We start from the raw sequence: 13,318 nt of genomic DNA, 5'->3' as shown, positions 1-13,318 counted from the left end.
CACTGGTCCAGACCCATTGACCTATGGTCCAGACCTTTCTATTCTCAGCCGCAGTGCGCCACGTCATGCTCATGATCAAGACACCCCACAAGGAGGCGCACATGCGCTTCAGGCACAGAGCCATAGCGGGTCTCGCGACCCTCCTCCTCCCCCTCGCCGGCCTGGTCGGTCTCGCCACGCCCGCGCAGGCGGCCACGGAAGCGACCGCCACCTACGCCAAGCCCCAGGACTGGGGCTCCGGCTTCGAAGGCAAGTGGACGGTGAAGAACACCGGCACCACGACCATCAGCTCCTGGACCGTCGAGTGGGACTTCCCCTCAGGCACGACGGTCACCTCCGCCTGGGACGCGGACGTCACCTCCTCCGGCACCCACTGGACCGCCAAGAACAAGTCCTGGAACGGCACCCTCGCCCCCGGCGCCTCCGTCTCCTTCGGTTTCAACGGGAGCGGCTCAGGCTCCCCGGCCAACTGCAAGCTCAACGGCGGTAGTTGCGACGGCGGCCCCAGCGTCCCCGGCGACACGGCGCCCTCCGCCCCCGGCACCCCGACCACCTCGGACGTCACCGACACCTCGGTGAAGCTGAGCTGGCGCGCCGCCACCGACGACAAGGGCGTCAAGAACTACGACGTCCTGCGCGGCGGCACCAAGGTAGCCACCGTCACCGGCACCACCTACACGGACACCGGCCTGAGTGCCGGCACCGACTACTCGTACACCGTCCAGGCCCGTGACACCGCCGACCAGACCGGCCCGGTCAGCGGCGCCGCGGCCGTCCGGACCACCGGGGGCGGCACGAACCCGAACCCGGGCTCGAAGATCAACCTCGGCTACTTCACCGAGTGGGGCGTCTACGGCCGCAACTACCACGTGAAGAACCTGGTCACCTCGGGCTCCGCGGCCAAGATCACCCACATCAACTACGCCTTCGGCAACGTCAAGAACGGCCAGTGCACGGTCGACGACACCTACGCCGCCTACGACAAGGCGTACACCGCCGACCAGTCCGTCAGCGGCACCGCCGACACCTGGGACCAGCCGCTGCGCGGCAACTTCAACCAGCTCCGCCAGCTCAAGGCCAAGTACCCGCACATCAAGGTGCTGTACTCCTTCGGCGGCTGGACCTACTCCGGCGGCTTCGGCCAGGCCGCGCAGAACCCGGCCGCGTTCGCCAAGTCCTGCAAGGCCGTGGTCGAGGACCCGCGCTGGGCGGACGTCTTCGACGGCATCGACATCGACTGGGAGTACCCGAACGCCTGCGGGCTGACCTGCGACACCTCGGGCCCGGCGGCCTTCAGGAACCTCTCCCAGGCACTGCGTGCCGAGTTCGGCGCGAACTACCTGGTCACCGCTGCCATCACCGCCGACGGCTCCTCCGGCGGCAAGATCGACGCGGCCGACTACGGCGGCGCCGCCCAGTACCTCGACTGGTACAACGTGATGACGTACGACTACTTCGGCGCCTTCGACAAGGACGGCCCGACCGCCCCGCACTCCCCGCTCACCTCGTACTCCGGGATCCCGCAGGCCGGCTTCAACTCCGCCGACGCCATCGCCAAGCTGAAGTCGAAGGGCGTCCCGTCCGCCAAGCTGCTGCTCGGCATCGGCTTCTACGGCCGAGGCTGGACCGGCGTCACCCAGTCCGCCCCCGGCGGCACGGCGACCGGAGCGGCCCCGGGCACCTACGAGGCGGGCATCGAGGACTACAAGATCCTGAAGAACTCCTGCCCGGCCACCGGCACGATCGCCGGCACGGCCTACGCCCACTGCGGCGGCAACTGGTGGAGCTACGACACCCCGTCCACCATCGCCGGAAAGATGACCTGGGCGAAGAACCAGGGCCTGGGCGGCGCGTTCTTCTGGGAGTTCAGCGGAGACACGAGCAACGGAGAGCTGGTGAACGCGATCAGCAACGGGCTGAAGTAGAAGTCAGGCCACGTTGACGCGCTGACCGGGCGGGGCTGCCTCCAGCCACGCGAGGAAACCGGTCAGCGCGTCCTCGCTCATCGCCAGTTCCAGCCGGTTCCCGCGGTGCAGACACGCGAGGATCACGGCGTCGGAGAGAAGCGCCAGCTCCTCCTCGCCCTCGGGAGTGCGACGCCCGGCCACCTCGATCGAGGCACGCTCCAGGACGCGGCGGGGGCGGGGCGAGTACGAGAAGACGCGGTACCACTCGATGCGGTCGCCGTTGTAGCGGGCGACGCCGTACCCCCAGCCCTTGCCGCTGTCGTCGCTGCCGGGTTTCTCCGGGGCGTCCCAGCGGAGGCTGCAGTCGAAGGTGCCCCCGGAGCGCTGGATGAGGCGTCGGCGCAGTCCGAAGACGAAGAGCCCGACCACCACGAGCGCGATCACCGAACCGCACACAGTCAGAGCGAGGACCATCGACACCGACCTCCTCGTCTCCTAGGTAACGAAACGTAAAAAACACCCATATTCGCCTCAGCCGCGGCCGGGTCGGGATGAGGACATCCAGACCCAGCCGCGGCTGAGGTACAGCATCACACGGCGTCTGCGCTCAGCGCGCACCCGCCGTACGCAGTCGTACATCCGCGCGGCGCTCGGCGGCGGCATCGCCCTCCGCCTTCGCGCGCTCCAGCTCCCGCTGGGCGCCCTGGACGTCGATCTCGTCGGCCAGCTCGGCGACCTCGGCCAGCAGGGACAGCTTGTTGTCCGCGAACGAGATGAAACCGCCGTGCACAGCGACGACGACGGTGCCGCCCTCACTCGTACGGATGGTCACCGGGCCCGACTCCAGCACACCGAGCAGCGGCTGGTGACCGGGCATGACGCCGATGTCGCCGGACGTGGTCCGCGCGACGACCAGGGTGGCCTGGCCCGACCAGACCTCTCGGTCGGCCGCGACCAGCGCGACGTGCAGCTCAGCAGCCAAGGTGGCTCCTCGGGTCACCACCCGGCGCCTCGGCCGGGTGTTGGGTCAATTCTAGAGGGAGTACAGAGGGGGGCGGGACGCACCCCATGAGGTGTGGCCTCGCCCCCCACTGATCACGATGTGCCTGACGTCAGCTGACGCCGAGTTCCTTCGCGTTCTTCTTCAGGTCCTCGATACCACCGCACATGAAGAACGCCTGCTCCGGGAAGTGGTCGTACTCGCCGTCGATGATCGAGTTGAACGCGGCGATCGACTCGTCCAGCGGCACGTCCGACCCGTCGACGCCGGTGAACTGCTTGGCGACGTGGGTGTTCTGGGACAGGAAGCGCTCCACGCGACGGGCACGGTGGACGACGAGCTTGTCCTCCTCGCCGAGCTCGTCGATACCGAGGATCGCGATGATGTCCTGGAGGTCCTTGTACTTCTGCAGGACCGACTTCACGCGCATCGCGGCGTTGTAGTGGTCCGCCGCGATGTAGCGCGGGTCCAGGATGCGGGACGTGGAGTCCAGCGGGTCCACGGCCGGGTAGATGCCCTTCTCCGAGATCGGACGGGAGAGAACCGTCGTCGCGTCGAGGTGGGCGAAGGTGGTGGCCGGGGCCGGGTCGGTCAGGTCGTCCGCGGGGACGTAGATCGCCTGCATCGAGGTGATCGAGTGACCACGGGTCGAGGTGATGCGCTCCTGGAGGAGACCCATCTCGTCGGCCAGGTTCGGCTGGTAGCCCACCGCGGAGGGCATACGGCCGAGCAGGGTCGACACCTCGGAACCGGCCTGGGTGAAGCGGAAGATGTTGTCGATGAAGAACAGCACGTCCTGCTTCTGCACATCGCGGAAGTACTCCGCCATGGTCAGACCGGCGAGGGCCACGCGCAGACGGGTGCCCGGGGGCTCGTCCATCTGGCCGAAGACCAGCGCGGTCTTGTCGATGACGCCGGACTCCGACATCTCCTCGATGAGGTCGTTGCCCTCACGGGTGCGCTCACCGACACCGGCGAACACGGAGACACCGTCGTGGTTGTTGGCGACGCGGTAGATCATCTCCTGGATGAGCACCGTCTTGCCGACACCGGCACCACCGAACAGACCGATCTTTCCACCCTTGACGTACGGGGTGAGAAGGTCGATGACCTTGACGCCGGTCTCGAACATCTCGGTCTTCGACTCGAGCTCGTCGAAGTTCGGGGCCTTGCGGTGGATGCCCCAGCGCTCGCCCGTGTACTGCTCGTCGACGTTCAGCACCTCACCGAGGGTGTTGAACACCTTGCCCTTGGTGAAGTCGCCGACCGGCACGGTGATGGAGGCACCGGTGTCGGTGACCGGGGCCTGGCGGACCAGGCCGTCGGTGGGCTGCATGGAGATGGTGCGGACCAGGCCGTCACCCAGGTGCTGGGCGACCTCCAGGGTCAGCGTCTTCAGCTCGCCGGCGTTGGCCGGGTCGGCCACCTCGACGTGAAGGGCGTTGTAGATCTCCGGCATCGCGTCGACGGGGAACTCCACGTCGACGACCGGGCCGATGACCCGGGCGACGCGGCCCGTGGCAACGGCCGTCTCAGAAGTCGTCGTCATTACTTGTCACTCCCCGCGGTCGCGTCGGAAAGGGCTGCGGAGCCACCGACGATCTCGCTGATTTCCTGGGTGATTTCGGCCTGGCGGGCCGCGTTGGCAAGGCGGGAGAGCGTGTTGATCAGCTCGCCCGCGTTGTCGGTCGCCGACTTCATCGCGCGGCGGGTGGCGGCGTGCTTGGAGGCAGCCGACTGCAGCAGCGCGTTGTAGATGCGGCTCTCGACGTAGCGCGGCAGCAGGGCGTCGAGGACGTCCTCCGCCGACGGCTCGAAGTCGTACAGCGGGAGGATCTCGCCCTTGGGCGCCTCCTCCGCGACCTCTTCGAGGCTGAGCGGCAGCAGACGCGCGTCGAGCGCCTGCTGCGTCATCATCGAGACGAACTCGGTGTAGACGATGTGGAGCTCGTCCACGCCGCCGTCCGCCGTGTCCTTCTCGATGGCCTCGATCAGCGGGCCCGCGACCTTCTTGGCGTCCGCGTACGTGGGCTCGTCGGTGAAGCCGGTCCACTGCTCCACGACCTTGCGCTCGCGGAAGTTGTAGTGGGCGACACCGCGGCGGCCGACGATGTACGTGTCGACCTGCTTGCCCTCGGCCTCGAGGCGTGCCGTCAGCTTCTCCGCCGCCTTGATGGCGTTGGAGTTGAAGGCACCGGCGAGACCGCGGTCACTCGTCAGCAGCAGCACTGCGGAACGCGTGACCTTCTCGGCCTGCGTGGTCAGCGGGTGCTTGGTGTTCGAACCAGTGCCCACCGCCGTGACCGCGCGGGTGAGCTCGGTCGCGTAGGGCGTGGAGGCCGCCACCTTGCGCTGCGCCTTGACGACGCGCGAGGCGGCGATCATCTCCATCGCCTTGGTGATCTTCTTGGTCGCGGTGACGGATCGGATGCGACGCTTGTAGACCCGGAGCTGAGCTCCCATGAGTCAGGTCCCTTCCTTACGTCACTTGGAGACGTTGACGGCCGGAGCGTCCTCGCCGAGCAGCTTGCCGTCCGCGGTCTCGAACTGCTTCTTGAAGTCGGTGATCGCGTCCGCGACGGCGGTCAGCGTGTCGTCCGAGAGCTTGCCGCCCTCCTTGATGGAGGTCATGAGGCCCTGCTCCTTGCGGTGCAGGTACTCCAGCAGCTCCTTCTCGAAGCGGCGGATGTCGGCGACCGGCACGTCGTCCATCTTGCCGGTGGTGCCGGCCCACACGGAGACGACCTGGTCCTCGGTGGACATCGGCTCGTACTGGGCCTGCTTCAGCAGCTCGACCATGCGCTGACCGCGCTCCAGCTGCGCCTTCGACGCGGCGTCCAGGTCGGAACCGAAGGCGGCGAACGCCTCCAGCTCACGGAACTGGGCGAGGTCCACGCGCAGACGGCCGGAGACCTGCTTCATCGCCTTGTGCTGGGCGGAGCCACCGACTCGGGAGACGGAGATACCCACGTTCAGCGCGGGGCGCTGACCGGCGTTGAAGAGGTCCGACTCCAGGAAGCACTGGCCGTCGGTGATGGAGATGACGTTGGTCGGGATGAACGCCGAGACGTCGTTGGCCTTCGTCTCGACGATCGGCAGACCGGTCATCGAGCCCGCGCCCAGCTCGTCGGAGAGCTTCGCGCAACGCTCCAGCAGACGGGAGTGCAGGTAGAAGACGTCACCCGGGTAGGCCTCACGGCCCGGCGGGCGGCGCAGCAGCAGGGACACGGCGCGGTAGGCGTCGGCCTGCTTCGAGAGGTCGTCGAAGATGATGAGGACGTGCTTGCCCTCGTACATCCACTGCTGACCGATGGCCGAACCGGTGTAGGGCGCCAGGTACTTGAAGCCGGCCGGGTCGGACGCCGGGGCGGCGACGATGGTCGTGTACTCCAGCGCGCCGTTCTCCTCCAGCGCGCGGCGGACCGACGCGATGGTCGAGCCCTTCTGGCCGATGGCGACGTAGACGCAGCGGACCTGCTTCTTCGGGTCGCCCGAGCGCCAGTTGTCGCGCTGGTTGATGATCGTGTCGACGGCCAGGGCGGTCTTGCCGGTCTGGCGGTCACCGATGATCAGCTGACGCTGACCACGGCCGATCGGGGTCATCGCGTCGACGGCCTTGTAGCCGGTCTCCATCGGCTCGTGCACCGACTTACGGGCCATGACGCCCGGGGCCTGCAGCTCCAGGGCACGACGACCGCTGGTCTCGATCTCGCCGAGGCCGTCGATCGGGTTGCCGAGCGGGTCGACGACGCGGCCGAGGTAGCCCTCGCCCACCGCGACCGACAGGACCTCGCCGGTACGGGTGACCGGCTGACCCTCCTCGATACCGCTGAACTCACCGAGGACGATGGCGCCGATCTCGCGCTCTTCCAGGTTGAGCGCGAGGCCGAGGGTGCCGTCCTCGAACTTCAGCAGTTCGTTGGCCATGGCCGAGGGAAGACCCTCGACCTTCGCGATGCCGTCGCCGGCAAGGGTGACCGTACCGACCTCCTCGCGCGAGGCCGCGTCCGGCTTGTACGACTGGACGAAGTTCTCCAGCGCGTCCCGGATCTCCTCCGGCCGGATCGTGAGCTCCGCCATCTGGGTTCCCTGCTCTCCTTGTTGGGCCCGAAGTTTCACTTGGGGGGAATGCCTAAACACCCGGACTCCCCCCTGAACGAGGTGAATCCTCTGCACGGCCCAACCGGGCCGTAGGTACACGTACGTACTGCTATGAAGTTTGTGCTAGCTCGCCAGGCGGCGGGCGGCGTCCTCGAGTCGGTCCGCGATCGAGCCGTTGATGATCTCGTCACCGACCTGCACCCGGATCCCGCCGAGGACACCGGGGTCCACGTCGAGGTTGAGGTGCATCGGGCGGCCGTAGAGCTTCCCCAGGGCGGCGCCGAGGCGTCGCTTCTGCGGGTCGCTCAGCGGGACCGCCGAGGTGACGACGGCGACCATGCGGTCCCGGCGCTCGGCGGCGAGCTTGGACAGGGACTCGAGTCCCCCCTCCAGGCTACGTCCACGCGGCGCGGCCACGAGGCGCGTCACCAGACGCTCGGTGGTGGCCTTGGCGCGGCCGCCGAGCAGGCTGCTCAGCAGCGCGCTCTTGGCCTGGCCACCCGCGGCACGGTCGGTCAGCGCGGACCGCAGCTCGGTGTTCGAGGCGACGATCCGGCCGAAGCGGAACAGCTCGTCCTCGACGTCGTCGAGCGTGGCCGACTGCTGCGCGGCCGTGAGGTCGGCGACGTCGGCCAGCTGCTCCAGCGCGTCCACCAGGTCGCGGGGCTGCGACCAGCGGGAGCGCACCAGACCGGACACCAGGTCGACGGTGGTCGTACCGATCTGACCACCGAGGATGCGGCCGACCAGCTCGGCCTTGGCCTCGCCGGACTGCGCCGGGTCGGTGAGGACCCGACGCAGCGACACCTCGCGGTGGAGCAGAGCGGTGACGGCGGCCAGCTCGTCGGCGAGCCGCGCCGCGTCCACGGACGTGGAGTCCGTCAGCGCGTCGAGGCGCTCACGTGCGGCTGCCAGGGCCTCGCGGCTCGCTCCGTTCATCGCGTGGCCTCGGCCTTCTCCTCGAGGTCGTCGAGGAAGCGGTCGATGACACGGCTCTGCCGGGCGTGGTCCTCCAGGGACTCACCGACGAGCTTGCCGGCCAGGTCGGTGGCGAGCTTGCCCACGTCCTGGCGCAGCGCCGAAGAGGCGGCCTTGCGGTCGGCCTCAAGCTGCGAGTGACCGGCGGCGATGATCTCCTCGCGCTGCCGCTGGCCCTCGGCCCGCATCTCGGCGATGAGCTCGGCGCCCTGCTCCTGCGCCTCCTGGCGCAGCCGCGCGGCCTCGTGCCGAGCCTCGGCGAGCTGGGCCTTGTACTGCTCCAGCACGCTCTGGGCCTCGACCTTCATGCGGTCGGCCTCTTCGATACCGCCCTCGATCGCGTCGCGGCGCTCTTCCAGAACCTTGTTGATGTTCGGAAGCGCCTTCTTCCAGAAGAAGAAGAACACGATGGCGAAGGCGATGGCGCCCACGAGCAGCTCGGGGCCCGGCGGGATGAGCGGGTTCTGCTCCTCCTCGGCCGCCAGCTGTACCAGGTTGGCGATCACATCAGTGCCTTTCGTTGAAAGGTTTGCTCGTCAGGGCTCGTCAGTTGTAGACGAACGGCATGACGATGCCGATGAGGGCGAGCGCCTCACAGAAGGCGAAGCCGAGGATCTGGTTGGCACGGATCAGGCCGGCGGCCTCGGGCTGGCGGGCCAGGGCCTGGGTGCCGTTGCCGAAGATGATGCCGACGCCGACGCCGGGGCCGATGGCGGCGAGGCCGTAGCCGATGGAGCCGATGTTGCCGTCGACAGCGGCGAGGGTCTCAAGGGCAGCCATGCTGATTCTTCCTTCTCTTTCATGGACCGGCGGGGGTTGGCCACCGGACGTTCTGGGGGCTTGTGAAGCGGCGTGACTCAGTGGTGCTCGGCGAGCGCGCCCTGGATGTAGGAGCAGGCGAGGAGCACGAAGACGTACGCCTGGACGGCCTGCACGAAGAGCTCGAAGAGGATCATGACGATGGTCATGATGAAGGAGACACCGGCCGCCGGGATCATCCAGCTGTTCAGCAGGTACCAGGAGGCCACGGTGAACATGACCAGCATCAGGTGGCCGGCGAACATGTTGGCGAACAGTCGCACCGCGTGCGTGAACGGGCGGACCAGCAGGTTCGAGAAGAACTCGATGACCACCACGAGCGGCAGCACCGGGCCGAGCGACTTGTCGTAGCCGGTGACGTTCTTGAAGAAGCCGACGAAGCCGTGCTTCTTGAAGGTCAGCGAGACCCAGACCACGTAGACGACCAGGGCGAGGACCATCGGGTAGGCGATGATCGACGACACCGGGAACTGGGCCAGCGGGATCACGGACCAGATGTTCATGATCCAGATGAAGAAGAACAGCGAGACCATCAGCGGGACGTACTTCTCGCCCTCCTTCCGGCCCAGCGTCTCGTAGACGATGCCGCGGCGTACGAAGTCGTAGCCCGCCTCACCGATCATCTGCAGCTTGCCCGGGACGACCTTCGCCTTGCCGAAGGCGAGGGTGAAGAACGTGATCACCAGGAGAGTGGTGACGAGGGCGAGCAGCATCACCTTGTTGAACTCGAACCCGCCGACCGTGGCGATCGGCTTGAAGAGGAACGAGTGCAGGCCCGGAGCCGGGAAGCCACAGCCGTTGTCGGACATGATCCGACAGCTCCAGTCAAAGGCGAGCTGGGTCTGGTCAGCACTCACCACGGGCTCCTTCGGCGTGACGCATGGGTACGGCAACCTCGTTGTGTCGGCGCGGCGCGCAGCCGCGGGTCGGCACTGGACTGGTGTTACGGATGTGGGGGCGGCTGGGGGGCATCAAGCCTCGCGATTGAGCAGGCGTCAGCTCAGATGCCCGCGCCCGCGATGCCGCAGTTGGCACCGGACGATAGCAGGAGTTCGCACACGCCCTTATCCCGGCCCTACTCCTCACGACGAGTGCCCCGATTTTTCGGGCTTGTTGCCCGTCGGCGCATCGGGTTCGACATAGAGGATCTTGGCCTTCATATGAGCACGCGTCTGTGCGGCGATCCACACGAGCGTGGTGCCGACCAGCGTGAACGCGAAGGCCCGAGGGTGGAACAGCGTGGTGTCCTTGAACGCGGACAGAAAGATGAACAACAGCAGAATCTGCGCCGCGTAAAGCATCAGGCCCATCATCTGGAACAGATGAGGAAGCGATTTGGCAGTGCGCTGCAGAACGTAGAGCCCGATTCCCATGAAGAAGATCGTGATCACCGCCGCCACGACGGCGCCGAGGGCCCCCTTTCCTCCGACGATGACACCGCTGATGACAGCGGCGATCGCGCCGGCGGCTGCCGTGGGTACGGCGGCCTGAAGGAGGGTCCGGACGTCATTGGACGGCATGGCGGCAACTCCGCTTGCTAAGGGGGCAGGGTGTCGTCATGGACGAGCGTAGACCCCGGGGGCGAGCGAGAATCTCGCGCCAACGGACCGTCGCAGTGCGGTCCTTCGACTCTGTCCCGGGTTCTCGTGAACCGTATCACAAACTATTTGATGAGGTCTTTACCTGAATGCTGTGCCAGGTGTCACACATGAGAGTGAAGCCGCCCGTCTGTGCAAAATCCCCACCGACTTGTCTGGTATAAGACCGGTTTGCTCCGTCACGCACTCGCATGGCATCGGCAAAGTGTTAGTCAGATTCTTACCTTGCCGTCAGCGCGACGCCCGCGCCCTCAGCGGCGCGCGCCCGCCGGGCTGCGTTCCGCTTCGTGCGTACGGCCCCCGATCGCCGTGGCCCCGTTGAGGGACGGCGTCCAGTCCGGGACCGGGTCCGGCGCGGCAGCCGGGACCGGGCGCCGACGGTAGCGGGGCGGGACGAAACTCTGCGCCCAGCGCGGCGCGCGGGGGGTGAAGCGGGGCAGCAGCAGGAGGAACAGCCCGACCCCGCTGAGCATGGCGATCGCGAGGACGATCCACATGGACGCCGAGTTCACCGTGTAGGCGAGGGTGCCGAAGGCGATCACCGCGGACCAGAAGTACATGATCAGCACGGCCCGGCTGTGCGAGTGCCCGACCTCCAGCAGCCGGTGGTGCAGATGCCCCCGGTCGGCCGCGAACGGCGACTGGCCCCGCCAGGTGCGGCGCACGATCGCGAGGATCAGGTCCGCCGCCGGGATCGCGAGGATGCTCAGCGGCATCAGCAGCGGGATGTAGACCGGCACCATCGAGTAGACCGTGCTGCGCTCCGAGCCGTACAGGTTCATCACGTCCGGGTCGACCTGCCCGGTGATGGAGATCGCGCCGGCCGCCAGCACCAGGCCGATCATCATCGAACCCGAGTCGCCCATGAAGATCCGCGCCGGATGCATGTTGTGCGGCAGGAAGCCTAGGCACATGCCCATCAGGACCGCCGCGAACAGCGTGGCCGGGGCCGCGGCCTCGATGCCGTAGCTGAACCAGAGGCGGTAGGCGTACATGAAGAACGCGGCGGAGGCGATGCAGACCATGCCGGCCGCGAGACCGTCGAGGCCGTCGACGAAGTTGACCGCGTTGATGGTGATGACGACCAGGGCGACCGTGAGCAGGGTGCCCTGCCACTGGGTCAGTGCGACGATCCCCACACTGGGGATGGGCAGCCACAGGATCGTCAGACCCTGCATGACCATCACGCCGGCGGCGATCATCTGGCCGCCGAGCTTGATCAGGGCGTCGATCTCGAACTTGTCGTCCAGGACGCCGATGAGCCAGATCAGCGCGGCGCCGGAGAGCAGGGCGCGCGGTTCGTTGGACTCGGCGAAGACCTGGCTGAGGTTGGTCAGATGGTCGGCGACCAGCAGACCCGCGCACAGCCCGAAGAACATCGCGATGCCGCCGAGCCGGGGCGTCGGTTCACGGTGGACGTCGCGCGCACGAACCGCCGGCATGGCTCCGGCCACGATCGCGAACTTCCGTACCGGCCCTGTCAGCAGGTACGTCACCGCGGCCGTGATGCAGAGCGTCAGGAGGTATTCACGCACGGGCTTCCCCACAGGTCTCGCTGGCCATCACAGCCTCACACCCTAGCGATGCGCGCGACGGTGCACGCATACGGTGGAGGACATCCGGGTAGCGACGATGGTTGCACGTGATGCTGTGCCTGGTGGTGCGTCTACCCCACCTCAGCGCGGATACGGCGGAAATCTTCCGGCCAGGTCCCGTACTTCTTCACGCGTCCGCTTGCCGTCGCCGCCGTCCCGCAGGGCCCCCGCGAACAGCGCCGCGAGCCGCGCCATCTCCGCCTCGCCCATGCCCTGGGTGGTGAGCGCGGCCGTGCCGAGCCGCAGGCCACGGGCGTCCCCATGCGGGAGGGCGCAGCAGTCCAGGACCATCCCGGCGGCCGCGAGCCGTCCCTTGGCCGTACGGCCGTCGACGCCCAGTGGCGCGGGATCGACGGTCAACAGGTGGGTGTCGGTGCCGCCGGTGACGACCACCAGCCCCTCCTCGGCCAGCCCCCGGGCCAGGACGCGGGCGTTCGCGACCACCTGATGGGCGTACGCGGTGAACGCCGGGGTTGCCGCCTCCCCGAACGCGACGGCCTTCGCGGCGATGGTGTGCATCTGCGCGCCACCCTGGGTGAACGGGAACACCGCCCGGTCCACCCGCTCGGCCAGCTCGCTCCCGCACAGCAGCAGCCCGCCGCGCGGCCCCCGCAGCACCTTGTGCGTGGTGGCGCACACGATGTCGGCGTACGGCAGCGGGTTGGGCGCCGCTCCCCCGGCGACCAGCCCGATCGGATGGGCCGCGTCGGCGATGAGATAGGCGCCCACCTCGTCGGCGACTTCGCGGAAGAAGGCGTAGTCGATGTGCCGGGGATAGGAGATCGACCCGCACACGATGGCCTTGGGGCGGTGCGTACGGGCCAAGGTGCGCACCTGCTCGCGGTCGATCAGCCCCGACTCGGCCTCGACCCCGTATCCGACGAAGTCGAACCAGCGGCCGGAGAAGTTGGCGGGTGAGCCGTGCGTGAGGTGACCGCCGAAGTGCAGGCCCATGGCGAGGACGGTGTCGCCGGGGCGCAGCAGGGCGGCGTACGCGGCCAGCACGGCCGAAGACCCGGAGTGCGACTGCACGTTGGCGTGTTCGGCCCCGAAGAGCGCCTTGGCCCGCTCCACGGCGAGCCGCTCGGCGACGTCCACCATCTCGCAGCCGCCGTGGTACCGGGCGCCGGGGTAGCCCTCCGCGTACTTGTTGGCGAGCGGCGACCCCAGCGCGGCCAGCACGGCGGGCGAGGTGAAGTTCTCGGCGGCGACGAGTTGCAGCGTCGTCGCCTGCCGATCGAACTCACCGAGCAGGATGTCGGCCAGCTCAGGGTCCTGCCGCCGCAGGACATCGGCCTCTAGAACAGGGGTGACCGACAT

General features: G+C 67.9%; 13 protein-coding genes. 1 reads left to right on the top strand and 12 read right to left on the bottom strand.

Going from position 1 to position 13,318, the window contains the following annotated elements; all coding sequences use genetic code 11:
- The first annotated feature begins 101 nt into the window (after window positions 1-101).
- Window positions 102-1,925: a glycoside hydrolase family 18 chitinase gene (locus PUR53_RS37255; RefSeq protein WP_329911282.1), complete on the top strand. Its 1,824-nt coding sequence runs from the start codon at window positions 102-104 to the stop codon at window positions 1,923-1,925.
- Window positions 1,926-1,928: 3 nt separating this feature from the next.
- On the opposite strand, the gene PUR53_RS37250 is transcribed toward PUR53_RS37255, so the two are convergent.
- The 12 genes from PUR53_RS37250 to glyA all read right to left on the bottom strand — a co-directional run bounded on the left by PUR53_RS37250 (window position 1,929) and on the right by glyA (window position 13,318).
- Complete coding sequence (locus PUR53_RS37250; RefSeq protein WP_329898404.1) at window positions 1,929-2,381, bottom strand: DUF2550 domain-containing protein; 453 nt, start codon at window positions 2,379-2,381, stop codon at window positions 1,929-1,931.
- A gap of 133 nt (window positions 2,382-2,514) precedes the next feature.
- Window positions 2,515-2,889, bottom strand: a complete 375-nt coding sequence (locus PUR53_RS37245; RefSeq protein ID WP_033526509.1) for a F0F1 ATP synthase subunit epsilon — start codon at window positions 2,887-2,889, stop codon at window positions 2,515-2,517.
- A 130-nt stretch (window positions 2,890-3,019) separates the two neighbouring features.
- Window positions 3,020-4,456, bottom strand: coding sequence for a F0F1 ATP synthase subunit beta (gene atpD / locus PUR53_RS37240; protein WP_329898403.1), 1,437 nt, complete (start codon window positions 4,454-4,456; stop codon window positions 3,020-3,022).
- Window positions 4,456-5,370, bottom strand: a complete 915-nt coding sequence (locus PUR53_RS37235) for a F0F1 ATP synthase subunit gamma (RefSeq protein WP_220646520.1) — start codon at window positions 5,368-5,370, stop codon at window positions 4,456-4,458. Before PUR53_RS37235 ends, atpD begins: the two co-directional genes overlap by 1 nt.
- 21 nt (window positions 5,371-5,391) lie before the next feature.
- Window positions 5,392-6,987: a F0F1 ATP synthase subunit alpha gene (gene atpA, locus PUR53_RS37230; protein WP_033526512.1), complete on the bottom strand. Its 1,596-nt coding sequence runs from the start codon at window positions 6,985-6,987 to the stop codon at window positions 5,392-5,394.
- 144 nt (window positions 6,988-7,131) lie between these two features.
- Complete coding sequence (locus PUR53_RS37225) at window positions 7,132-7,947, bottom strand: F0F1 ATP synthase subunit delta (protein WP_329911280.1); 816 nt, start codon at window positions 7,945-7,947, stop codon at window positions 7,132-7,134.
- A complete protein-coding gene (locus PUR53_RS37220) occupies window positions 7,944-8,492 on the bottom strand; it encodes a F0F1 ATP synthase subunit B (protein ID WP_329911279.1) in 549 nt (182 codons plus the stop codon). Before PUR53_RS37220 ends, PUR53_RS37225 begins: the two co-directional genes overlap by 4 nt.
- Window positions 8,493-8,532: 40 nt before the next feature.
- The gene (gene atpE, locus PUR53_RS37215) at window positions 8,533-8,766 is read right to left on the bottom strand and encodes an ATP synthase F0 subunit C (RefSeq protein WP_003997868.1); all 234 of its coding nucleotides are present in this window, start codon (window positions 8,764-8,766) and stop codon (window positions 8,533-8,535) included.
- A 77-nt stretch (window positions 8,767-8,843) separates the two neighbouring features.
- Window positions 8,844-9,614 (bottom strand): F0F1 ATP synthase subunit A, encoded by a 771-nt coding sequence (gene atpB, locus PUR53_RS37210; RefSeq protein ID WP_217177345.1) that lies wholly within the window; start codon window positions 9,612-9,614, stop codon window positions 8,844-8,846.
- A gap of 273 nt (window positions 9,615-9,887) precedes the next feature.
- Entirely contained in the window at window positions 9,888-10,325 is a 438-nt protein-coding gene (locus tag PUR53_RS37205) for a hypothetical protein (RefSeq protein WP_329898399.1), read from the bottom strand.
- A 329-nt stretch (window positions 10,326-10,654) separates the two neighbouring features.
- Complete coding sequence (locus tag PUR53_RS37200; protein WP_329911278.1) at window positions 10,655-11,938, bottom strand: MraY family glycosyltransferase; 1,284 nt, start codon at window positions 11,936-11,938, stop codon at window positions 10,655-10,657.
- 141 nt (window positions 11,939-12,079) lie between these two features.
- A complete protein-coding gene (glyA, locus tag PUR53_RS37195) occupies window positions 12,080-13,318 on the bottom strand; it encodes a serine hydroxymethyltransferase (protein ID WP_329898397.1) in 1,239 nt (412 codons plus the stop codon).

The sequence above is a fragment of the Streptomyces sp. SP18BB07 genome (genome assembly GCF_036322545.1).
In the GTDB taxonomy this organism is placed as follows: domain Bacteria; phylum Actinomycetota; class Actinomycetes; order Streptomycetales; family Streptomycetaceae; genus Streptomyces; species Streptomyces deccanensis.
Note: the sequence above shows the minus strand (reverse complement) of the source record. Positions and strands in the feature narration are given on the sequence as shown.